This is a genomic window from Mesorhizobium sp. M7A.F.Ce.TU.012.03.2.1 (assembly GCF_004006095.1).
Lineage (GTDB): Bacteria > Pseudomonadota > Alphaproteobacteria > Rhizobiales > Rhizobiaceae > Mesorhizobium.
On record NZ_CP034779.1, the window covers coordinates 3,364,449 to 3,387,490 of the forward strand.

Annotated in this window: 19 protein-coding genes and 1 pseudogene; 4 read left to right on the forward strand and 16 right to left on the reverse strand. The window is 62.9% G+C overall.

All coding sequences use genetic code 11. The annotated features are described in order from the left end of the window. Nucleotides 1-6: 6 nt before the first annotated feature. Nucleotides 7-954, reverse strand: a complete 948-nt coding sequence (locus tag EJ079_RS16220; protein WP_127399193.1) for a cation diffusion facilitator family transporter — start codon at nucleotides 952-954, stop codon at nucleotides 7-9. 5 nt (nucleotides 955-959) lie between these two features. Beyond that, a complete protein-coding gene (locus EJ079_RS16225; protein WP_127809504.1) occupies nucleotides 960-3,149 on the reverse strand; it encodes an anthranilate synthase in 2,190 nt (729 codons plus the stop codon). Between the two features lie 317 nt (nucleotides 3,150-3,466). On the opposite strand from EJ079_RS16225, the gene EJ079_RS16230 reads away from it, so the two are divergent. Continuing rightward, the gene (locus EJ079_RS16230; RefSeq protein WP_127809505.1) at nucleotides 3,467-4,237 is read left to right on the forward strand and encodes an isocitrate lyase/phosphoenolpyruvate mutase family protein; all 771 of its coding nucleotides are present in this window, start codon (nucleotides 3,467-3,469) and stop codon (nucleotides 4,235-4,237) included. A 1-nt stretch (nucleotide 4,238) separates the two neighbouring features. Here the strand turns inward: EJ079_RS16230 and EJ079_RS16235 are convergent, their stop codons facing one another. The 4 genes from EJ079_RS16235 to EJ079_RS16250 form a co-directional block, all read right to left on the reverse strand. Next, nucleotides 4,239-5,294, reverse strand: a complete 1,056-nt coding sequence (locus tag EJ079_RS16235) for a succinylglutamate desuccinylase/aspartoacylase family protein (RefSeq protein WP_127809506.1) — start codon at nucleotides 5,292-5,294, stop codon at nucleotides 4,239-4,241. An 86-nt stretch (nucleotides 5,295-5,380) separates the two neighbouring features. After that, nucleotides 5,381-6,553 carry an MFS transporter gene (locus EJ079_RS16240; protein WP_127272313.1) on the reverse strand — a complete coding sequence of 391 codons (1,173 nt, stop codon included), beginning with the start codon at nucleotides 6,551-6,553 and terminating at the stop codon, nucleotides 5,381-5,383. A gap of 125 nt (nucleotides 6,554-6,678) precedes the next feature. Further along, on the reverse strand, nucleotides 6,679-8,055 hold the full coding sequence (locus EJ079_RS16245) for an FAD-containing oxidoreductase (protein WP_127809507.1): 1,377 nt from the start codon (nucleotides 8,053-8,055) through the stop codon (nucleotides 6,679-6,681). Continuing rightward, nucleotides 8,052-8,513, reverse strand: coding sequence for a membrane protein (locus EJ079_RS16250; protein ID WP_023809876.1), 462 nt, complete (start codon nucleotides 8,511-8,513; stop codon nucleotides 8,052-8,054). The genes EJ079_RS16245 and EJ079_RS16250 overlap by 4 nt, the downstream gene beginning before the upstream one ends. Before the next feature lie 142 nt (nucleotides 8,514-8,655). Here EJ079_RS16250 and EJ079_RS16255 point away from each other — a divergent pair. Beyond that, nucleotides 8,656-9,212 (forward strand): annotated as a pseudogene (locus EJ079_RS16255) (sugar O-acetyltransferase). A 5-nt stretch (nucleotides 9,213-9,217) separates the two neighbouring features. On the opposite strand, the gene EJ079_RS16260 reads toward EJ079_RS16255, so the two are convergent. After that, nucleotides 9,218-10,213, reverse strand: a complete 996-nt coding sequence (locus EJ079_RS16260; RefSeq protein ID WP_127809508.1) for a helix-turn-helix domain-containing protein — start codon at nucleotides 10,211-10,213, stop codon at nucleotides 9,218-9,220. A gap of 127 nt (nucleotides 10,214-10,340) precedes the next feature. Between EJ079_RS16260 and EJ079_RS16265 the strand changes: the two genes are divergently transcribed. Then, nucleotides 10,341-10,985 (forward strand): cysteine hydrolase family protein, encoded by a 645-nt coding sequence (locus EJ079_RS16265; protein WP_127266543.1) that lies wholly within the window; start codon nucleotides 10,341-10,343, stop codon nucleotides 10,983-10,985. A gap of 66 nt (nucleotides 10,986-11,051) precedes the next feature. Here the strand turns inward: EJ079_RS16265 and EJ079_RS16270 are convergent, their stop codons facing one another. The 9 genes from EJ079_RS16270 to EJ079_RS16310 all read right to left on the reverse strand — a co-directional run bounded on the left by EJ079_RS16270 (nucleotide 11,052) and on the right by EJ079_RS16310 (nucleotide 21,980). After that, nucleotides 11,052-12,731 (reverse strand): formate--tetrahydrofolate ligase, encoded by a 1,680-nt coding sequence (locus EJ079_RS16270; protein ID WP_127321325.1) that lies wholly within the window; start codon nucleotides 12,729-12,731, stop codon nucleotides 11,052-11,054. 312 nt (nucleotides 12,732-13,043) lie between these two features. Further along, nucleotides 13,044-14,168: a DUF2333 family protein gene (locus tag EJ079_RS16275; protein ID WP_127809509.1), complete on the reverse strand. Its 1,125-nt coding sequence runs from the start codon at nucleotides 14,166-14,168 to the stop codon at nucleotides 13,044-13,046. 104 nt (nucleotides 14,169-14,272) lie between these two features. Then, nucleotides 14,273-15,577 (reverse strand): DUF6638 family protein, encoded by a 1,305-nt coding sequence (locus EJ079_RS16280; RefSeq protein WP_127809510.1) that lies wholly within the window; start codon nucleotides 15,575-15,577, stop codon nucleotides 14,273-14,275. 67 nt (nucleotides 15,578-15,644) lie between these two features. Then, nucleotides 15,645-15,980 carry a DUF559 domain-containing protein gene (locus tag EJ079_RS16285; RefSeq protein WP_348629592.1) on the reverse strand — a complete coding sequence of 112 codons (336 nt, stop codon included), beginning with the start codon at nucleotides 15,978-15,980 and terminating at the stop codon, nucleotides 15,645-15,647. Between the two features lie 146 nt (nucleotides 15,981-16,126). Further along, nucleotides 16,127-18,037 carry an ATP-binding protein gene (locus EJ079_RS16290; protein WP_127809511.1) on the reverse strand — a complete coding sequence of 637 codons (1,911 nt, stop codon included), beginning with the start codon at nucleotides 18,035-18,037 and terminating at the stop codon, nucleotides 16,127-16,129. 24 nt (nucleotides 18,038-18,061) lie between these two features. Beyond that, nucleotides 18,062-19,207: a hypothetical protein gene (locus EJ079_RS16295; RefSeq protein ID WP_127266548.1), complete on the reverse strand. Its 1,146-nt coding sequence runs from the start codon at nucleotides 19,205-19,207 to the stop codon at nucleotides 18,062-18,064. Between the two features lie 31 nt (nucleotides 19,208-19,238). Further along, nucleotides 19,239-20,327 (reverse strand): hypothetical protein, encoded by a 1,089-nt coding sequence (locus tag EJ079_RS16300; protein WP_127266549.1) that lies wholly within the window; start codon nucleotides 20,325-20,327, stop codon nucleotides 19,239-19,241. A 311-nt stretch (nucleotides 20,328-20,638) separates the two neighbouring features. Beyond that, nucleotides 20,639-21,028 (reverse strand): cytochrome c family protein, encoded by a 390-nt coding sequence (locus tag EJ079_RS16305; protein ID WP_127809512.1) that lies wholly within the window; start codon nucleotides 21,026-21,028, stop codon nucleotides 20,639-20,641. Nucleotides 21,029-21,122: 94 nt separating this feature from the next. Further along, nucleotides 21,123-21,980 carry a LysR substrate-binding domain-containing protein gene (locus EJ079_RS16310; protein WP_127809513.1) on the reverse strand — a complete coding sequence of 286 codons (858 nt, stop codon included), beginning with the start codon at nucleotides 21,978-21,980 and terminating at the stop codon, nucleotides 21,123-21,125. A gap of 97 nt (nucleotides 21,981-22,077) precedes the next feature. On the opposite strand from EJ079_RS16310, the gene EJ079_RS16315 reads away from it, so the two are divergent. Beyond that, on the forward strand, nucleotides 22,078-22,974 hold the full coding sequence (locus EJ079_RS16315; RefSeq protein ID WP_127809514.1) for a DMT family transporter: 897 nt from the start codon (nucleotides 22,078-22,080) through the stop codon (nucleotides 22,972-22,974). Nucleotides 22,975-23,042: the final 68 nt, after the last annotated feature.

Genomic DNA, 23,042 nt, shown 5'->3' on the forward strand with positions numbered 1-23,042 from the left:
ACCGCCTCAGGCGAACGGCACGGCCGTCGTGCCCTTCGGCAGCTTGGCCTCGTCGTCGGGCTCGACATGGATGGTGACGCGCACCGAGGGGATTTCGGCTTTCAGCGCGTCCTCGATGCGGTCGCAGATGACATGGCTGGCGCCGACCGACATGTCTGCGTCGACGACCAGATGAAACTCGATGAAGGTGGCGCGGCCGGCGATGCGCGTCTTGAGGTCGTGCACCTCCAGCGCGCCCTTGCAATTGGCCGAGATGACGTCACGGATGCGCAGGTGTTCCTGGGTGTCGACGGCGCGGTCCATCAGCCCGTTCATCGACGAGCCGATGACATGCCAGCCCTGCCACAGAATGTTCAAAGCCACGAGGACGGCAAGTGCGGGGTCAAGGATCTGCCAACCGGTCAGGATCGCTCCGACCAGGCCGCCGAAGACGCCGATCGAGGTGACCACGTCGGTCATGATGTGGTTGCCGTCGGCGACCAGTGCCGGTGATTTCTCCGCCCTGCCGGCGCGGATCAACGTCCAGGCCCAGAAGGCGTTGATGACCGTAGCGACGCCGTTGACGGCAAGACCTTCCCAGGGCTGTTCGAGCGGTGCCGGGGTCTGCCAGTGGCGCCAGACCTCGTTGAGGATCAAAAGGGCGGCGAGCACGATCAGCACGCCTTCCAGCACCGCCGAGAAATACTCGGCCTTGTGATGGCCGAAAGGGTGGTCCTGGTCGGCCGGCTTGTGGCTGACCTGGATCGCCCAGAAGGCTGCAACCGAGGCAATGACGTTGACGATCGATTCCAAGGCGTCCGAGTAGAGCGCCACCGAGCCGGTGACGTACCAGGCGGCAGCCTTCAGCGCGAGCACGACAAAAGCGACGATAATCGACCAGAAGGCGAGATTGGCGATTTTGCGCTTCGCGGCCGCCTTGGCCGCGATCGCCATCGTGTTCTCGGCTTCAGCCATGATCGTCAGGCGGCCTTTTCCTTGGCCTTGCGGGGCAAGTGGGCGACGATGTTCTCGATGATGCGCATGCCGGCATTGTGGCCGAGCGTCATGATCGATTCCGGGTGGAACTGTACCGCGGCGATAGGCTCCTTGCGGTGTTCGAAGGCCATGATTATGCCGTCCTCGGTCTCGGCTGTGACGATGAAATCGTCGGGCAGGCGCACCGGATCGGCAAAGATCGAGTGGTAGCGGCCGACGGTCACTTCCTTGGGCAGGCCCGAGAAGATGATGCCGGGCTTGGAGACCCGGATGCGCGACGGCTTGCCGTGCATCGGTATGTGCAGCTGCCGCAGTTCGCCGCCATAGGCCTCCGCCAATGCCTGCAGGCCAAGGCAGACGCCGAAGATCGGCAGTTCGCGGGCGCGCGCCTTCTTGATGGTTGCGGCGCAATCGAAGTCCTTCGGCGTGCCGGGACCGGGCGACAGCACGACGAGATCGGGTTTCAGCCGGTCGAAGACTTCCTCAGGCACCGGCGAGCGAACGGTCGAGACGTTGGCGCCGGTCTGGCGGAAATAATTGGCCAGCGTGTGGACGAAACTATCCTCGTGGTCGACCAGCAGGATGTTGACGCCGTCGCCGACGCGCGCGGTCGTGCGCTCGGTGCTGGCGGAATTGCCTGTCTTGGCGTCGCGGATGGCGGAGAGCATGGCGGATGCCTTCAGTTCGGTTTCGGCTTCTTCTTCCTCGGGAATGCTGTCGAACAGCAATGTGGCGCCGGCCCGCACTTCGGCAATGCCGTCCTTGATACGGATGGTGCGGAGCGTCAGGCCGGTGTTCATGTCACCGTTGAAATTGACCATGCCGATCGCACCGCCATACCAGGCGCGCGGGCTCTTCTCGTTCTGTTCGATGAAGCGCATGGCCCACAGTTTCGGCGCGCCGGTGACGGTGACCGCCCAGGCATGCGACAGGAAGGCATCGAAGGCATCCATGCCTTCGCGCAGCCGGCCTTCGATGTGGTCGACCGTGTGGATCAGGCGCGAATACATTTCGATCTGCCGACGGCCGATGACGCGCACCGAACCCGGCTCGCAGACCCGCGACTTGTCGTTGCGGTCGACGTCCGAGCACATGGTCAGCTCGGATTCGTCCTTCTTGGAGTTGAGCAGTTTCAGGATCTGCTCGGAGTCCGAAATGGCATCGTCGCCGCGCTTGATGGTGCCCGAGATCGGGCAGGTCTCGACGCGGCGGCCGTTGACGCGAACGAACATTTCGGGCGAGGCGCCGATCAGGTATTCGCCTTCGCCCAGATTGATGAAGAAGGAATAGGGCGAGGGGTTGATTGCCTTCAGCTTGCGCGAAATCTCGGATGGCTGCGTTTCGCAGCGCTCGTAGAACATTTGGCCGGGCACGACCTCGAACAGGTCGCCGCGCTTGAACGAATCCATCGCCTTGCGGACCAGATTGGCGTATTCGCCCGGTTCATGGTCGCCGCGCGGCGGGATGCGGTCGGGGCTCTTGAACGGCTCGGCGATTTCGTCGCGCGGCAGCCCTTCGGTCGAAAAACCTTCACCGGCATAGTCGTAGCGGTCAGTCCAGGCCTTGGCCGAATAATGGTCGACGACCAGGATCTCGTCGGGCAGGAAAAGCACCAGGTCGCGCTGGCTTGGCTTGCGCTCGAGCTTGTAGTCGACCGGGTCGAACTGGAAGGCGAGGTCGTAGCCGAAAGCGCCGTAAAGACCGAGATTGGCGTCTTCCTCGGTCCTGAACAGAGCGGTGATGGCGCGCAGCACCGTGAAGACCGAAGGGACGCGGCTGCGCTCCTCCTCGGTGAAGACACGGCCGGGCTTGGCGACATCGAGGCGGATGAGTGTCTTCGACGTCTCGGCGATGGTGACATCCGCCTGGCTGGCGAGCGCCTTGCCGATGACCGGCAGCAGCGCCTCGCCACGGCGGTTCAGCGCCTCGATGCGCATGGCACGGCCGCGCGCCGAGACGACCAGTGGCGGATCGATGATGGCGGTGTCCCAGCGCGTGTAGCGGCCGGGATATTCATAGTTCGAGGAAAATACAGCGCCGCGGCGCGAATTCAGGCCATCGACATAGGCGTCAATCGCACCTGCATAGGGCCGATCGTGGCGCGCGCGCGTGATGGTTATGCCACCCGCGGTCACGAAACTTTCCGCGCCGTTTTCCAGAAGCTTTATCGTCATTGCCGTCTCCATCAGCGTCTTGGGGCAACGGACCCGGGAATGGCTTGGAAAAAACAAATGGCCGCCCGGACTTTCCGCTGCGGCCACCCTCTCTTTTCACGCGCACGTGTTCGAACAGGCCGCTGTCAGCAGGCCCACCACCAAATGGTCTTGATCGAACGCATGTTCATGGCGAAATCCATAGCCGCGAAAAACCGGATGCGCAACTGATTTGAAAAGCCTGCGGTGGCTGTCGCTTCTGCACCTCATGGTACATCGCCAGAGCCGGCTATGGCGCTTAGAATGTTCATCAACAGCAGGAAGACGGGAAAACAATCATGACCGAGCAGATCGAGCGCGCGCGGACGTTCCATTCCCTCCACATCAAGGGAAACCCGATCGTTCTCTACAATGCCTGGGATCCGGGCTCGGCCAAGATCGTCGAGAAAGCAGGGGCCAAGGCGATCGCCACCGGAAGCTGGCCGGTGGCTGCCGCGTTCGGCTATGCCGATGGCGAGAAAATCCCGCTGGAGCTGGCGCTCGACAACATCAAGCGCATTGTCACTGCCGTCGACCTGCCGGTGACCATGGACCTCGAGGGCGGCTACGGCGTCGATCCGGAGATTGTAGCTCGCACGGTGACGTTGGCGCTACGGGCCGGCGCTATCGGTTTCAATTTCGAAGACCAGGTTGTCGGCGGCACCGGCCTGCACGACATTTCTGTCCAGGTAAAACGCATCGAAGCTGCGGCAGCGGCCGTCAAGGCCTCCGGCATACCGGCGTTCATCAACGCCCGAACCGACATCTTCCTCAAGGCGAAACCGGATGCGCATGACGACGTCCTGCTCGACCAGGCCATCGAGCGCGCGCAGGCCTTCGAAAAAGCCGGCGCACACGGCTTCTTTGCGCCGGGTCTTGGCGATGAGGACCTGATCGAGACGCTTTGCAAGGCAATCGCGTTGCCGGTCAACATCATTGCGCTGGGGCACGTGCCGCCGCGCCAGCGGCTGGCCGAACTCGGCGTCGCCCGCATCAGCCACGGCCCGGTGCCTTACCGGCAGATGGCGGAATGGCTGGAGGCGAAGGCGCGACTGGCTATTTCGGGTTAAGTCAGTCCTCCAGCGTTCCCGACCGGGCGTCGGTGCTCTTCCTGTCGCCGACCAGCTTCAGAAGATCCTCGCCGGCGCGGATGATGCGGCGCGAGCGGCGGGTCAGGATGATGCCGTCCTGCGGCGCGAACACCTCGGTGCGGCCGTCGGCTTCACCCGGTGCATGGACGATGGTGGCGAGGCGCGCGCCCCTGGCGACGCGGTCGCCGGGTTTCACGTCGTAGAGCACGGCACCGGCCCGTGGCGCCGGCATCATGTCGATGTTTTCCAATGGCGCCACGAAGCCGGTGAAAGGACCCGGCGCGGGCAGGGTGCTATCGGCGATCACGCCGCGCGCCACCAACAGCCGGTAGAGGCCGTCGGCGTCGGCGGCGGCCAGGGCACCGTCGACATCGAGGATGCCGCGATATTCGACGGTGGTGGCGACGCGGCGGTCGAGCTTGGCCACATCGGCGGGGACGTTCTGGTAGGGCATGATCGAGGCGCCCTCGAAGGTGCCGTCGGTGTCCTCGCTCCACAGCACGACCGCGTCGACGCCCATGGCGGCGGCGCAATCGGCCATGGCAGGCCACAGGCTGGTGTGGACGTAGAGATAGGCGAGGCCCTCGTCATCGCAGTGCAGGTCGAGCACGATGTCATGGCCGAGCGAGAGCTGCACCAGCCGCGTCTTCAGCCGCTGGTCGACGCTGCCAAGGGTGGTGTCGGGCAAGAGCGCTGTGTCGGGCGCGGCGAGCAGCGGAAAGCCGCGGTTGAAATTGGTGCGCGTGCCCAGATGGAAGCGGCCCTGATGCTCGCCGAAATGATATTGCGCCCGGCCGATCGGATTGGCCCAGGGCACGATGGTGAGATTGCCCTTGATGCGGCCTTCGGCCTCCGCCCTGGCAACCATCGGCATCAGCGCGTCGATGGCGACGACGCCCGGCAACTCGCCGGCGTGGAGTGCCGCCTGCAGATAGGCCGAAGGAGCAGCCTTGTCGGAACCAGTGAAGCGGAACAGCGGGAATTCGTAGGAAACCCCTTCGCTTTCGCCGGCGATGCGCTCGATCGATTTCTGCATGACTTCCTCCATCAAGAGCGAGAGACATGCGATTTGAAGGCGCCGATGTCGATTGGTCCAGCCCGCCGCGCTATGGGCGCAAGAGGCTATTCAGCCGGAAGCGGGATGACCGGCGCGCGCCGGTCCAGCGCCTGCGACAGCACGGCGACGGTGACCGCCAACAAAGCTAGTGCTGCGCCGACCAGCGGCAAATTGGCATAGGAAACACCGGCGGACAGGGCCACGCCGCCGATCCAGGCGCCGCTGGCATTGCCGACATTGAAGGCGCCCTGGTTCAGCGTGGCGGCGAGGTTCGGCCCCTCGGAAGCGGCCTCGACGACCCGGATCTGCAGCGGCGGGACGACGACGAAGATCAGCAGACCCCACAGGAAGACGATGCCGACGGCAACGCTTGCGATTGCGCCGAACTGCCTGAAGCCAACGAAGAGCAGGGCCATCAGCAGCAGCGTGCCGATCACTGTCGGCATCAGTTTCCAGTCGGCCAGTCTGCCGCCGATAATGTTGCCAATGGTCATGCCCGCGCCGAACAGCAGCAGAACCCACGTGACTGCGGAGGTCGACAAGCCCGACACCTCGGTGAGGTAGGGTTTGATGTAGGTGAAGACGGTGAACAGGCTTGCGGAAGTCAGCGCCGCGATCAGCATCGCCAGCCAGACCTGCAGCTTGCCCAGCACGCGCAGTTCGCCGCGCAGGCCGCCACCGCTTGGCTGGGCGACATCGGACGGCACCAGCCAGGCGATCGCTGCCACCGAGATCAGGCCGATACCGACCACGGCAACGAAGGTGGAGCGCCAGCCGAACGCTTCGCCAAGTGCGGTTCCGGCGGGAACACCCAGGATGTTGGACAGCGTCAGCCCGGCGAACATCAGCGCGATGGCGCTGGCCCGTTTGTTGCGCGGTACCAGGCTGGCGGCAACGACCGAGCCAATGCCGAAGAAGGCGCCATGGCCGAAAGCGGTGAAAACGCGCGCGGCCATCAGCGTCCAGTAGTTGGGCGAGATGGCGCAAAACAGATTGCCGATGACGAACAGGACGGCCAGCCCGACCAGCACCGGCTTGCGCGGCAAATGCGCGGTGGCCATTGCGACGATCGGGGCGCCGAAGACGACACCCAGCGCATAGCCGGTGACCAGCAGGCCCGCCGAAGGGATCGACACGCCGAGGTCGGCTGCGACCTCGGGCAGCAGGCCCATGATGACGAATTCGGTGGTGCCGATGCAGAAGGACGCAATGGCAAGCGCAAGGATCGGCAAGGGCATGGGGCGTCCAGACTGAATCGGTTCAAATTGAAACTGCGCGAAGGACGCCACCGTGCGCAAGCTGCATTGCTGCATTGCAGCGATGCAGAAAGGAAGAGCTTTGAAATGGGGTCGCCAACAGGCTGTCAGGCCAGCGGCTTCAATTCCTGGGCAATGGTTGGCAACAGCTCCGAGACATTCGGGTGGATGTGCACGGCACGCGCCAGCGTGTCGACGGGCGCCTTGGCGTACATCAGGTCGAGTACGCAATGGATAACCTCGTCGCCGCCGGGGCCGAGCACCGAGCAGCCGAGGATCTGCCTGGTGTCGGCGTCGACCAGAATCCTCATGAAGCCCTGCGTCTCGCCCTTTTCGATAGCGCGGCCGACGCGGGTCATCGGCCGCTGGCCGACCAGCGCGCGACGGCCGGATTTCTTCACCGCGGCCTCGGTCATGCCGCAGCGGCCGAGCGGTGGGTCGATGTAGAGCGCATAGGCTTCGATGCGATCACTGACCTTGCGCGGATCGTTGTCCAGCAGGTTGGCGGCGACGATCTCGTAGTCGTTGTAGGAGGTGTGGGTGAAGGCGCCCCTGCCGTTGCAGTCGCCCATCGCCCAGATGCCGGGCACGCTGCTGCGCAACTGGTCGTCTACAGAGACGAAGCCGCGCTTGTCGACCTCCACGCCAGCCCTCTCCAGGCCGAGGTCATCGGTGTTGGGCGTCCGCCCCAGAGCCAGCAGCACGTGCGAGCCGACCGCCGGCGGTTTGCCGGCGGAGAAGGTCACGGCAATGTCCTGGCCCTGTCTGGCGAAAGCGATGTCGTCGGCGCCGACATGGACCGTGATGCCCTCGTTTTCGAGGATCGACAGGATGGCGGCGGAGACATCCTCGTCCTCGCGGCCGGTCAGGCGTGGGCTCTTCTCGATGACGGTGACTTCGCTACCGAAGCGGCGGAACATCTGTGCGAATTCGAGCGAGATGTAGCTGCCGCCGACGACGATGAGATGGCGCGGCAGCACGTCGAGATCCATCATCGAGGAATTGGTCAGATAGTCGATGTCGTGGATGCCGGGAAGGTCTGGGACCGAGGCTCGGCCGCCGGTGTTGAGGAAGATCTTTTCGGCGGTCAGCAGATCGTCGCCGACGCGCACCGTGTTGGCGGATTCGAAACGCGCATGGCCGCGATAGAGGGTGCATTTGTCCATGCCGGCAATCCAGGTCTCGAGATTGGTGCGGGCGTCGATCGTCACCTTGTCCTTGCGCGCCTTGATCCTGGCATAGTCGACCCCGACGGGGCCACTGAGCGTCACGCCATAGTCGGCGGCGCGGCGCGCCAGATGCGCGGCATAGGCACTGGCGACCATGGTCTTGGTCGGCATGCAGCCGGTGTTGACGCAAGTGCCGCCGACCAGCTTGCGCTCGATCAGCGCCACGCTCATGCCGGCGGCCGTCAGCCGGCCGGCCAGCGGAGGGCCAGCCTGTCCGGCACCGATGATGATGGCGTCGAAAGCTTTCGTCGTCATGCCACCGCCGCTACGATCAGCAGGCCGCCGATGATCGCCACCGCGTCCTCGATGAAGGCGGCGGGCGGATCCTTGCCGAAGGCGGCTGCGAGCCGGCCGCGAGCTTCAGCGCCGCCCAGCGTGCCGATGACAGCGCCGATGGCGCCGGCAATCAAGCCGCCGATGGTGGCGCCGCCTGTCGCGCCGATCACCGCGCCGGTGAAGGCGCCCATGACGATGCGGGCGCCGAATTGCTGCGGCACTTTACGGCTCGGCGTCGACGGCAACTGGTCGGTGACCAGTTCGACGATGGCCAGGATGGTGAAGATGCCGACAGCCGCCCAGTGACTCATGAAGCTCGCCCAGGTGCCGGCAACCGGCAGCCAGCCGAGATAAGCGCCCCAGGCAACGGCAGCCGGCGCCGTCATGGCGCGAAGACCGGCAATGACGCCGATCAGAAGTGCGAGAATGTAGAGCATGGTCGATCCCCCTCGATCACCCGGGCCAGGACGGCCTTGAGACGCAGGCTACCATAGGTCCAATATTTGACCAGTACTTGCATCGGCGCTTTTCTGTTGGCCGCACTTGTGCTTTTGAAGGACGTGAACTGGAGACCGCGTCATGGCCGAAAGCGAGCGCGTGAAGATGGCGGCCGGCGAATGGTACACCTGCCTCGATGATGAGCTGGAGTCCTTGCGTGTGGTAGCGCGTGACGCGGTGTTCGAGCACAATTGCCTGCCGCCGCGGCAGCGCGGCAATCTCGGGTCGGGCTTGAAAGCTTTACTCGGCAACGCCGGCGAGGGTGCCCGCATCGAGGCGCCGTTTCACTGCGCCTATGGTTTCAACATCTTTCTCGGCGACGGCGTCTTCCTCAATGCCGGCTGCACCATCCTCGACACGGCGAGTGTGCGCATCGGCAAGGGAACGCTGCTCGGTCCCAATGTGCAGATTTATTGCGCCGAGCATCACAAGGAGGTCGCTGGGCGGCAAGCTGGACTGGAGATCGCCAAGCCGGTCGAGATCGGCGCCAATGCGTGGATCGGCGGCTCAGCCGTCATCCTTGGCGGCGTCAGCATCGGTGAAGGTGCCATCGTCGGCGCGGCGCGGTGGTGACGCGCGACGTGGCTGCGAACACTACGGTGGTCGGCAATCCGGCACATCGGGTCAAGCGGGACTGAATAGATCAGGACGACAGAACGTACGTCATGCGCTCGCCCTGGTCGGTCCTTCTGGAGAATTCGCGCCGATATTGCGCCGGCGATGTCCTCAGCCTTGCGGCGAAATGCTGGCGCAGCGAGGTGGCGCTGCCGAAGCCGGCTTCGAAGGCGACCATGTCCATCGACTTTTTGGTCGCCTCCAGCAACCGTTGCGCCAGTTCTATCCGTTGGCTGGTCAGCCAATCGCCGAAACTGGTGCCGATCGATTTTTGGAAGCGGCGGGTAAAGGTGCGCCGGGTCAGGCCGGCGGCCTCGGCGACGCTATCCAGGCTATGCGTCTCTCCGAGCGCCGCGCGAACCGCGTCGAGGGCTTGGGTGAACCGGTCGGCGTCCGCGCTTCTTTCCACCGGATGCTCGATGAATTGCGCCTGGCCGCCCTGCCGATGCGGAGAAAGGACGATCTGGCGGGCGAGCCGCAGTGCCGCTTCCGCGCCGTAGCGGGCGCGCACAATGTGGAGACAGCAGTCCAGACCGGCGGCGACGCCGGCCGAGGTCACGATGTCACCATTGTCGACATAGAGCACCGAGGCATCGACGGCGACGTCGGGGTGGAGTTTCTGCAACTGTTCGGAATAGGCCCAGTGCGTCGCGGCACGACGGCCCGAAAGCAGCCCGGCCGCGGCAATGGCGAAGGTTCCAAGGCACAGGCCGACGATCAAGGCGCCGCGTTGGTGCGCCCGGCGCAACGCCTCCATCAGCGGCGGCGATGCCGGTTCGCCGAGATGATGCCAGCTTGGAATGATGACGATATCGGCGCCGTCGAGCCCTTCGAGCCCATGCGGCGCGGCAATTGTCAGTTCGGCCTCGGTGTGGATCGGGCCGGGCTTGACCGCGCAGATGCGGAAGTCGAAGCGCGGCAGGCCCAGCGCCGTCCTGTCCTCTGCGAAGACCAGGCACGGTACGGAAAGATGGAACGGGCTGATGCCGTCGAAGGCGAGTACGGCAATGATCGGGTCGGTCATGGGTGCTTCCGGCAGTTGAATGCGGATTGTCCCAATTCTTTCGAATGATGTCAATCGGGCCACTTTCGACTGTCGCGGAGTCCGCCTATTTTCGGTCCATCACATTCAAGCCGGAAAGGAAAACACCATGTCTGACCCAGCCAACACCACGCCACGCCGGGCGCTGATCGTCGTCGATGTGCAGAACGATTATGATGGCGGCAGTCTTGCCATCCAGCATCCGCCGTTCCGCGACAGCGTCGTCCATGTGGCGCGGGCGATGGATGCAGCGACTGCTGCCGGCATCAAGGTGGTGGTCGTCAAGCAGATGGCGCCCGAGACATCGCCGATCTTCGCCGGGGGAAGCCATGGCGGCGAACTGCATCCCGAAATCGCCAGGCGTGGGCGCGACCATTATGTCGAAAAGAACCTGCCCTCCGCCTTCACCGGCACCGACCTCGAGGACTGGCTGCGCGCCAACGCCATCGATACGATCACGGTGGTCGGCTACATGACGCACAATTGCGACCTGTCGACCATCATCCACGCCGTGCATATGGGCTTTGCCGTCGAGTTCCTGTCGGATGCGACCGGATCGGTGCCTTACGCCAACAGCGCCGGCTACGCCTCGGCCGAGGAGATCCACCGCGTGGTCACGATCATCCTGCAGTCGCGCTTTGCCGCCGTGCTCAAGACCGCCGAATGGGTCGAGTGCCTGAAGACCGGCGCGCTGCCGGAACGCGACACCATCTTCGGCTCCAACCAGCGGGCGCTGTCACGCAGCGCCGCGTAGGGACTATCTGAAAACAGAAAGGGCGCCGCATCGCTGCGGCGCCCTTTCTGTTCGAATAGAAGGATTCTAGAACAGGCCTTCGATCTGGCCCATCTCGTTGAGGAAGATCTTTTCCGAGGACGGCGCCCTCGGTAGGCCGGGCATGGTCATGACCTCGCCGCAGATGATGACGACGAAGCCCGCACCTGCCGAAAGCCTGACCTCGCGCACCGGCACCGTGTGGCCGGTCGGCGCGCCGCGCAGGTTCGGGTCGGTCGAGAACGAGTACTGCGTCTTGGCCATGCACACCGGCAGGTGGCCGTAGCCGGCGTCTTCCCAGGCCTTGAGCTGGTCGCGCACCGACTTGTCGGCGATCGCTTCCGAGCCGCGATAGATACGCTGGACGATGGTGTTGATCTTCTCGAACAGCGGCATCGCATCGGGATAGAGCGGCGCGAACTGCGAAGCACCGGATTCGGCCAGTGCCACCACCTTGTTGGCGAGATCCTCGATGCCGGCCGAGCCGTGCGCCCAGTGCTTGCACAGGATCGCCTCTTCGCCCATCGAGGCGACATAGTCCTTCATCGCCTGGATCTCGGCGTCGGTGTCGGAGTAGAAGTGGTTGATCGCGACCACCGCCGGCACGCCGAACTGGCGGATATTCTCGATGTGGCGGCCGAGGTTGGCGCAGCCCTTCTTCACCGCCTCGACGTTTTCCTTGCCGAGGTCTTCCTTCTTGACGCCGCCATTCATTTTCATGGCGCGCACGGTGGCGACAATGACGGCCGCCGCCGGCTTGAGGCCTGCCTTGCGGCACTTGATGTCGAAGAACTTTTCAGCACCGAGGTCGGCGCCGAAGCCGGCTTCGGTGACGACGTAGTCGGCGAGCTTGAGCGCCGTCGTGGTGGCGACGACCGAGTTGCAGCCATGCGCGATGTTGGCGAACGGGCCGCCATGCACGAAGGCCGGGTTGTTCTCCAGCGTCTGCACCAGGTTAGGCTGCATGGCGTCCTTGAGCAACACGGCCATGGCGCCGTCGGCCTTGAGGTCGCGGGCATAGACGGCCGACTTGTCGCGGCGATAGGCGACGATGATGTCGCCGAGGCGCTTTTCCAGGTCCTTCAGGTCGGTCGACAGGCACAGGATAGCCATCACTTCCGAAGCAACGGTGATGTCGAAGCCGCCCTCGCGCGGGAAACCGTTGGCGACGCCGCCGAGCGAGCAGATGATCTCGCGCAGCGCCCGATCGTTCATGTCCATGACGCGGCGCCAGACGACGCGGCGGGTGTCGATGCCGAGCTCATTGCCCCAGTAGATGTGGTTGTCGATCAGTGCGGAAAGCAGATTGTGCGCCGTGGTGATGGCATGGAAGTCGCCGGTGAAGTGAAGGTTCATGTCCTCCATCGGCACGACCTGCGCGTAGCCGCCGCCGGCAGCGCCGCCCTTGACGCCGAAATTCGGGCCTAGCGAGGCCTCGCGGATGCAGACGATCGCCTTCTTGCCGATGCGGTTCAGGCCGTCGCCAAGGCCAACCGTAGTCGTGGTCTTGCCTTCGCCGGCCGGCGTCGGGTTGATGGCGGTTACGAGGATCAGCTTGCCGTCCTTGTTGCCCTTCACCGACTTGATGAATTCGGCTGATATCTTGGCCTTGTCGTGGCCGTAGGGCAGCAGGTGTTCGGTCGGAATGCCGATCTTCTGGCCGATCTCCTGGATCTGCTTTTTCCTGGCGCCGCGCGCGATCTCGATGTCGGACTTCACTTCGGCCATGACGGCTTTCCTCTGGATTGAACGGTGGAGGGGACGGGTTTGATCTTACTGGCAAGCAGGTTGGAACCGGGCGCGGGCATGTTCTAACCCTGTCGCTGCCGCGGCGTCAATTTGTATGCAACTATGTTTCCTCTAGAGAAAATCCTCTGCGGGCCGGCCGACCTGGCGTCGGTTTTTCCTGGCTCCGTTTCCGCGCCGTATAGAAGCCAGAGGATGCGTCGTTCCGCCGTCTCAAAACAGCCGCACAATGCACGGAATGCGACAGAGGCGACGGCGCAAATTCGCCATCGCCTGGTCCCTAATGGAACAGCGTTACTGCGTCAGCACGTTGCTGATTTCGACCATGTTGGAGCGCACCCTGAGCACATAGAAGCCCATCGTCGTCAGGTGCGTCGGCAGCAGCCATCCATCCTCGCGGCCATTGGCGATGATGAAGGGCTGGATGCGCAGCGCCGAGACGAACTGCGCGTCCATCGTGTCCCACAGGCTCTGCAGATGCTTTTCCTTGATGACGTCCTCGAAGTCGGCCTGGGCGCCCTTCATCAGGCCGTAATAGGCGTAGAGTTGGCCGTAGGCGAACCAGTAACGATCGTCAGCGCGGAAATCGAACCAGCCATTGTTGTGGTTTTCCGCGCGTTCCTTGAGGATGGCCGAGGTCGAGCCGATGTCGGATGCGATGCGGTCGATATATTGCTTCAGATTGTCGGCGCGAGCATCGAAGGTCGCCTGGCAGGTGGCAAGTCGTGCGTTGAAGGAGCGCAGCTTGCGCACCGCGTCGCGGTAGTAGCTCGGCGTCGGCGTCTTCGGGCCGAACGGGCTCACCCCGAAATACCAGGTGTATTCGTCGAATTGCAGATTGCCGCGAGCATCCTGCAGATCAGCATCAATCTGCGATGTGGTACGGACCCGGCCGAGATTGTCGGCGAGTTCGGTCGCCGTGCGCCGCACCGCCTGATTGATGCCGCGCTGGAAGGAGGCCTTGTTGTCCATCCACGGCGTGTGGTCCCAGTCGATACCGAACAGGCCCAGCTTGTAGAGGATCATCGACGAGATCCAGGCATTCTGGTTCACGTTGAAGTCGGTCAGGTCAGCGGCGATCTGGGCAATGCCGGAGTTGCCGCAGGTCTTGGCGGTGTCGGTTCCGGCACCGGCGGCGACCTGTTCACCGGCGGAGACGTTGCGCTTCTCGAATGTGTAGGTGCTGGGATAATTGGGGTTGAAGTTGGTCCACCACTGGGTGGCGTAGAAGAAGTTTGCATAGAGGCCGATCAGCACCAGCAGAGCGAGGCCGACCACGGCCTTGAGGATCCAGCCGCGCTGCGTGTACCAGCGTCCGGCCCACAGGAACGGCCACAGGACGACACCGATCAGGAGGCCGATGCCGCGGCCGATCCACTGGAAAATACGGGTGAAGAAATTCACGATCGGATCGAGCATGGCTGTGTCACCCCCTCAAAGCATGATGCCAAAAAGTTGCAGACTTTTGGATAACATCATACGCCAAAACAAGAAGTTAGAACGAAATAACGGTTCATTTCGTTCTAGTCAGTCAGGCCGTAGAGGCGTGTGCGAAACGCCACCTTGTCCTTCAAATATGTGGTTTTGAGAACGTCCACAACATGCGATCGCCAGGCGTCGCTGAAGCCGTCATAGTCCTTGTAGAAGCCGTCCTTGTTGAAGATGTAGCGCGAGACGAAGTCCGACGGCACGAAATCCGAGATCAGCCGGTTGGTCAGCCAGGCGTCGGGGTGGTCTGGCTTGGCGCGGATCACCAGGAAACGCTGCTGCGGGAAGACATCCTCGATCTTCAGGTGGCCGAGCTGGGCGATCTCGCGCTTGGCGGCGTTGAGGAAGGGAAAATTGCCGTCCCTGGTGATCAGGTCGGCATGGCTCTGGATCCAGGTCTGCAGCCAGACCTTGTCGACATTGGTCAAATTGCGGTTCGGCTCGGCGTCGCGGATCAGCGCGCGCACCACCATCTCGGCCCGGTGCTCGAGATAGCCCGAGGCCTCGACCCAGGAGGCACGCGGCAGCTCGATGCGGCCGGTGGTGGCGAGGAACTTGAACACCTTGTCGGCGTCGTTGATCGAGAGATAGCTGACCTGCCACGGCCGCGAGCGGCGAAAACCGGGGGCGGCCGGATCGCTGATCACCGTCGTCACATCCGGATCGACGAACACGTAGAGCCCGCCGAAATGCCTGGTCCAGTAGGCGTTATGTCGGAAGATCACCTGGTCGGGTACCAGCGCGTTCTCGCGGATGTCGCCGCAGATCTTGGCGAGCTCGACCATGCGGGTCAGCATGGCGTTGTCGCGCCAGGCATCTGGCTCCTGCTTCAGCCGGTCCACGAGCTTGCCGAGTTCGGCTGCCTTGCCCAGCACATCCTCAGCCGACAGCACCTTGAATTCGACCTGGCTGATCGACAGCAAATCCTCGATGTCGTTGACCTTGGGAATGGAATCCTCGATCTCGCCGTAGATGACGTCTTTGATCGTCAGCGCATCGATGGCGCGCCGGTTCCTGGACATGAACTCGAACATGAGTTGCGAGGTGTTGGAGAAGGCGGTGTGCACCACCGGCAGGTCGATCTGCGACGGCGTCAGGATGATGAAACGGCGGTTGACCTCGTTGGGATCGAGATAGTCATAATCGTCACATTCCTCGGCCACTTCGGGCGAGAAGCCGGTGCGGTCGATCTGGAAGCTCTTCAGTTTCGTCGGCTTCAAGCCGAATGCGGCCAGCGCCTTGTTGTAGCGCTGGATCAGGTGCGGCTCGTCGACCGTCAGCAGCCGGCCATAGATTAGCTCGTTGTCGCGCAAGAGATCGGGTTTCTTGGCGGGGCTCATCTTCCCTTCTCCCCGTTTACGGGGAGAAGGTGCCCGAAGGGCGGATGAGGGGCGGCGCAGACGCTCATCATCTTTCCTCCGACGTTGAAGCTGGCAAAAACTTCACATCGACAGCAATCATTTTCCGATCGAGTCGACCATCCAGCGCAGCAACAATCGTATCCAGCACGCTCTTACGGCTCGTCAAAACATCAGCGTGCCAAACCCTCAACACCGACCAGCCGTTCCTGTTCATCGTCTCATCCCTGTATCGATCGTGGGGCCGATTTGCATGCTGACTTCCATCGACTTCCACTACCAGATTAGCCTCACGGCAGGCGAAGTCTGCGAAATATGGGCCGACCGGGAGCTGACGGATAAACTTGTGGCCATTCAGCCGCCTTCCACGCACTTCGTGCCACAGCCATTCCTCGGCATCATTCTCGACTTTCCGAAGCTGCCGGGCGGGCTTGCTACCTTTGGCTCATTACTGCCTCGCACAGCGCTGCCCCTCATCCGCCCTTCGGGCACCTTCTCCCCGTMWACGGGGAGAAGGAAGAGGTGCCAGGCTCACGCATTCCATAGCCCCTTTTTCTTCATCTCCTCCATCTCGCGCGCGGCTCGCTCGCGCAGGCGGGCGTCGCGCAGCAGTTTTTGCACGGCGGAGTCGTCGGACTTGTCGGAATAGCGGAACTCCGAGTCGGCATAGCGGTTGATCTCCTGCATGACCATGTCCATCGAGAACGGCCCGCGCAGTTCCTCGATCATCGCTTTCTTCTCGTCGTAGCCCTTGTGCATGAAGACCTCCGGCTTCTCGAACCAGTCGTCGGGAAGCTCGATGTCCATGGCGCGCATCTTGATAGCGTCGGTGACGTTCTTGATGGCGCGGCCGGTGAAGCGGGGCTCGGCATCCTTGATCAGGTGCAGATAGGTGCCGATGTCGGCCATCGATTTCGGTGCGCCGTTCTCCTTCATGTAGCGCTCGTAGACCTTCATCAGCCCGTCTTCTTGCGGCCTCTCGTGCTCCTCATAGGCTTCGGTCACGGCGCGCTGGATTTTCTGCGCGGCGTAGAGATCGTGGTCGCCGAGCGGGATCTTGTGGTTTTTTCCCGCCAGCAGGACAAAAATGTCGATGTAGTCGTTGCGGCTCTGCGGCCCGTCGACCAGCCAGCGGGCGCCGGCGCGCTGGCGCAGCGCGCCGTCGACATTTTCGGGATAGTTGGAGAACATGCCGAACGAGCAGTTGCCGCGCACCACGGTCGCGGCACCGGCGAAGGCATCCATCAAGACGCCGGTGATTTCCTGCTGGCCGGCCGAGGCGCGGTCGTCTGAGCGGCGCGCCGCCACCTGGTCGATGTCGTCGATGGTCCCGAATCCGATGACGCGCGGGTTCAGCACATTGTTGATGAACTGGCGGCAGTTCTGGCCTGATTTGCCCTGATAGGACGAGATCTGGTCGACGCCGAAATTCTCGTAGGCGAAGGGATAGCCGGCGACCTGGCAATAGCCGTTGACGAGGCCGGCGATCATCTGGATCAGCGTCGTCTTGCCGGTGCCGGGGGCGCCGTCGCCAATGAAGGTGAACAGGAAGCCGCCGAGTTCGACGAACGGATTGAGTTCGCGCTCGAAGTCGTAGGCCATCAGCATCTTGGCGAGCTTGACCGACTGGTATTTGGCGATGTGGTTGCCGACGACCTCTTCCGGCTTCTTGAATGTCATCACCAGCGGTTTTGAACGCTTGCCCGGCGCGACGTCGAAACCATCGAGGGTGAAATCGTCGGCATCGATACGGATATGCGCGTTCTCGAACGGGCCGATGCCGTCGAAGCGGCCCTTGCGGGCCAGAAGCCCGTCGATGGCGACGCGGGCGAAGGCGCGCGCCCTTGTCATCAGGTCGGCGTCGTCGGACGATCCCGAGATCGCCTTGTCGAGGCCTGCCAGGATCGACTTCACCGCATCCTGCGGCGTATCGAACAGGAAGTCCGGTTCGGGACTGTCGTTGGGCGCCTCGCCGTCGCTGTCGATCAGCTGGAACAGGTAGGAGGCGAGGCTGAAGGCCGAAATGTAAGCCGAGGCCGACAGAAGCTTCTTGAAGGTGGACGCCTCGTCGCCCTCGAGCGGCGCGCGGGTGTTCTTGGCCTGCAGACTTTCAAGGTCCGAGCCCTCGGCAAAGACGTCCGATATTGCCAGCGCGATCGCCGTGCCGCGCCGGGCGCGAAACAGGAGCGTGTGCTGCGGGATGGTCAGCAGCTGGTCGTCGGGATGAACGGCGCCGACGGTCTTGGCCAGCTCGACCTCGCGCGTGCGGCGCACCGAACCGGCCGAGACGGTCGAAACGAAGCGGCGGTTGGTGCCGGCAAGTGCTGTGCCGGAGGAGCTAGACGGGTCCTCCGGCACGACGACGCGGGTGATGAAGCTCTGCGCGGTGGCGCGGTGCTTCTCGATGGCGGCTTCCGGGATGGTGGTCAGGCCGGTATCCATGAAGGGTGCTCCGTGGTGTGACGGTCAGACGTCTGAGATGACCTGTCCGTTCGACAGAATGTGAACCTTGTAGCCGGCAAAGATCTTCTGCGCCTCGCCGGCGGCGTAGAGCGCCTGATAGGCCTCGTGCGGGATCAGCGCATGGTTTTCGTAGCTCGACACGCCCTGGCGCGCGGCTTCCAGATCGTCGGTGTTGATGAAGAATTCCTGCGTCGTCTTCTCGCTGGAAAACAGCCCCTTGCGGCCGGGTTTCTCGGCCTTGGAATAGACCTCCTGGATGGTCCAGGTCAGCAGCCAGGCATTTTCGGGCTTGCGCACCTTGGCCAGGACTTCGGTCACCGTCGAATTGTTGTCGGTGATGCCAGCCGAATAGAACGGGCCGAGCACGACGCGGCGCAGCTGCTTGGGATGCAGCGGCTCGAAATCCTTGTCGAGATTGACCGCGATGGTCGCCGGCGACAGCGTGTAGGCGGAGTTCTTCTCGGTGAAATCGTCGAAACGGTGGGCAAGCTCGGGATTGAGCAGGCCATCGACCGGCAGAGGAATGTCGATCGTCTCGTTCAGCTTGCCGTTTCTGTCGACGAGCTGGCGGATCATCGTTTCGGACGAATCCTCCACCGTCACCATGTAGACCAGAGGCAGGTTGGCGCTGCCGTCGAACGTCGCCCAGTGGACGAGATAATAGGGCCGCCCCGTCTTCGGATTGACCGAGACCTTGGCCGTTTGCGCCAGGGTGAACGGGCCGAACGTGTTCTCGCTTTTCACGTCCTCGAGATAAAGCCGCTCGGCTATCGACTTCTGCAGCGCCGCGGGGAATTCCTTGTGGCGCAGGATGAAGTCGGCCATCTCCTCGCGCAACTCGCCGGCGAGCGGAATGTTGGCAAGCCGCGCGTCGGCCTGGCGTCGGTCGTTTTCCAGTTCGAGCAGGTTCTGGAACACCGGAAATCCGCTTTCGGCGCGCGAAATGCGGAATGTGTCCATGAAGCCCAGCCGGTTGCGCCAGCAGGAAAACGACTTGTCGAGCCTGGCGATGTGTTCGGCGACGATCTTGGCGACGATGCCGTGCCGGTAGAGCGGCGAGCGATCGTCGCGCATGAACACTTCAAGGCCGCTGAGCGCGGCCGTGATGGCGGAAAAATACCGTGCCGCCGCTTCGTTTTCGGGGGTCATGCCTGGTCGCTCGCGGGCAGTGCTGTCACCCTTAAGACTGCACGTAGTTAGCCGAATTGTGCTTCTTCAGCACCTCGTCGAAGCGGCGGGCGAAGGCATCGTCGGCCAGCTTCTTGCGGCGCTGGATATCGGCGGTGGCGACCATGTTCTTCTCGTGCATCTCAAGCAGGTCACCGATGTGCTTTTGCGAAGCAGCACCGATACCGGCCATGGTTTCCTCGGCGGTGTTGTCGACCTGGCTGCCCAGCGTGTTGATCTTGTGGGCGACGTCCTGCTGGGCGGCGGTCTTCAGCGAATCTTCCAGCGCTTTGTAGAGCACGATGCGCTGCTCGGTATCGATGGTCAGCTTGTTGATCAGCGTCGATTGCGCGGCGATCTGGTTGTTGAGCGAATCGACGAAGGTCTGGAACATCGAGGTGTAGCGCTCGAGCGTCTGGCTCTCGGCCAGCAGTTCCTGCTCCTTGGCCTGCTTTTCGTTGTATTCCGTCGCCAGCTTGGAGCGTTCGCCTTCGAGCTGCGTGCGGTCCTTCTGGCTGGTCGAAGCGGCGATCTTGTTTTCGATGTCGAGCAGCATCGGGTTGAGCTCCTCGATGCGCTTTTGCACGGCTTCGAGGTTGGTCATGGTGGTCTTGCGGCGCTCGATCACCTGCGACAGGCTGGTTTCCGAGGTCTTGTAGCGTTGGTCGAGAACCTCTTTCTGCGCCTTCAATATGCCGACGATGGTGTCGGATTTGACCAGCAGTTCCTGCAGATTGCCGGCCAGCGACATGTTGCGAACGCGGTCGGTGCGCATGCGCTGCTTGCTCTGGCTGGAGAAGATGCCGATGAATTTTTCCCAGCCGGTGTAGTTCTTCATGCTCTCGAACTCGGCGCCGAAGACGTTGGTGGCGTCCTCCAGCCCGATGATCAGGTCGGCAATGTTGCCTTCCATCACCTTCTGCTGCTTCAGCACATCCTCGATGCGGGCGTTCTCGAGGTCGAAATTGGCGTCGCCGATCTTCTTGTCTGATGTGGCAAGCGTATCAAGCATGGTGCCGGATTGCTCGATCTTGGAGCGCATGTCCTGCACGACCTGCTTGGTCTTGGCAATTTCGGCGTCGAAATTCTGCAATGTCGCCATTGGGGCCTCCCGCTTCGGCATGACGTCGCTGGTCGCGAACAGCGGCGAATATATGTGGGGCATCAGGGGATTGAAAGACGTGAAGATAAGGGCGGCGTGAAAACAAAAAAATTCGTCAGGGTCTTGAAAGCCAGTGAAGGTGTGGGCTTAGCGTGATTAGCTTGCCGACCGGCTATAGTTCAGCTGTCATTGAACTTTCATGCGGCAAGGCGAAGGCGCACGGATGCCTTTGTATTGGGCAAACCACCGAAGCAATCGCGGCCGCGATATGCGAGGAGAAAGCCGGTTTTACAGAGCTGGCGAACAGCGGATCAGGGCTTGGGATCGGCCTTCAGATAGGCGATGACATTGGCGATGTCGTCGTCCTTGGTCAGGCCGGCAAACGCCATCTTGTTGCCGGGCACTTTCAGCTTGGGTGCCCTGAGATACTCGGCGAGATTGGCTTCATCCCAGACCAGGCCGGCGGCGCCGGCACTCTTCATCGCCTCGGAATAGCGGCCAAGAAAACTCTCGGCGCTGCCGGCGGTGCGGCCAACGACGCCCAACAGATGCGGACCGACCTTGTCGCGGTCCGTGGCTGCTTCATGGCAGGCCATGCACCGGTTGAAGGCCTTCTTGCCCAGGGCCGGGTCGCCGCCGGCATGGGCCACAAGCGAGCTGGCAAGGAGAAGGATGCTGGCGGACGAAGCGGCTCGAAACATGCTGCCCCCGGAGAGTTCTGGCTGGCGGCCTTATAGTACCGAGGCTTTAACAAACGCTGCATCGCGGCGGGATTGCGGAAGACAGGCCCGCGAGTCAGGCCTGTTGTGCCAGATCTCGGCGCAGGAAATCATTCAGCCGCTCGACCGCCTGGGTCGTCGACAGCGGGTTGCGCAGGATGCCGATTTCGAGGTCCGGCAGCACCGGCAGTCCTTCATTGCCGCCGACGATGCGCAGCGATGGCGGTACGCTGCGCAGGGCGAGGCCAGCCACCGCGAGCCCGGCCTGGACGACGGCGATCAGGCCAAGCAGAGAGGCGCTTGAATAGGTACAGCGATAGGAGCGGTCGGCATCGCCAAGCGCCTGCAGGACATTCATCCTGGCGGCGCAGCCCGGTTCGAACAAGGCGACCGGAAGCGGGTCGGCCTCCCAGGCGACATGGTTGGGCGAGGCGACCCAGACGAAGCGTTCCAGCCGGATCACCTCAAGCGGCTGCTCCGGCAAGCGGGTGATGATCGCCAGATCCAGCCGCCCCTCCGCCAGCGTCTTCACCAGCGCGGTCGACTGTTCGCAGATCAACTCCACCGTCACCAGGGGATGCTCCGCCGCGAAGCGTGAGAGCACGGGCGGCAGGAGGAAGGCGGCATAATCGTCGGGCACCCCCAAGCGGACGCTGCCTGTCTCCTTGGGCCGGGTGACGCTTGCCCAGGCTTCATCCGACAGTTTCAGCAACCGGCGCGCATAGATCAGGAAATCCTCGCCGATCGCATTGGGAGTGACGGTTCTGGGACCACGCACCAGAAGCTGGTTGCCGACCATCTCCTCCAGCCGCTGCATCTGCATGCTGACCGCCGACTGGCTGCGGCCGACCCGAGGTGCTGCATTGGAAAGGCTGCCGCTCTCGACGACGGCGACAAAGGTTTTCAGCAGGTTGAGCTCGAGTGGCGCGGCCATGGTGCTATCAGCATATCGAATAGATCATTCCAAATCCATTCGCTTGTTTGAAGGTGGCGCCAGTGACCAGATGGTTGGGATCGCTGGGAACCACCACATGACGGACGCCTCGACAGCCCGCTTCCCGGCCGCGAGCCTTGCTCTGGCAATGGTGATCGCAGGCACGGTCGGCGCCTTCGCCACGGAATCGGGGCTGCATCCCGTTGCCGTCGTCTTCTGGCGATGCGTGTTCGGCGCGATCTTCCTTCTCATATGGTGCCTGTTGCGCGGCTACCTGCCGGATCGGACGCTGTTGCCGTCCCGGCTTGCCCTTGCAGCACTTGCCGGCGTGTGCATGGTGCTGAGCTGGACGGCCTTCTTCGCAGGCTTCGCCATGACGTCGATCGCCACGACGACGATTATCTACCATATCCAACCGTTCTTCGTGGTCCTGATCGGCGTGGTTTTCCTAAGGGAACGCATCTCGCCCGACCAACTGCTGTGGATGCTCGCTGCCTTTCTCGGCGTCGTGCTGGCCAGCGGCCTCGTTTTCGCGCACGGTCATGCCGATGCCAACTGGGTGCCGGGCATTGCGCTGACGCTGGGCGGCGCACTGCTCTATGCCGTTACAACGATCCTAGCCAAAGGCCTGGGCCAGCAGCGCGCCGAAATCACGGTACTCTGCCAAACACTGGTGGGGGTCGTCATGCTCGCCCCGTTCGCCGGCATCGGCCAACATATTGCGCCTGCATCATGGGGCTGGCTGCTCGGCATCGGCGTGCTGCACACTGGCATCGCCTATGTGTTGATGAATTCGGCCTTCCCACGGCTGACGACACCGGTGATCGGCGTCATCACCTTCATCTACCCGGTCGTCGCCATCATCGTCGACTGGGCTATCTATGGGCATCCGCTCGGACCGGCGCAGGCAGCCGGCATGGCACTGATTGCGCTGGCAACGCTTGGTGTGCGGCTTGGCTGGCGGTTTCCAAGACGGCGTGTCTCGACCGTGTGAGCCCGAAGCAATTCCCGGGAAAGCACATAGCGCTTCCCCTGGAATTGCTCCAATAACCAAGAGACAGA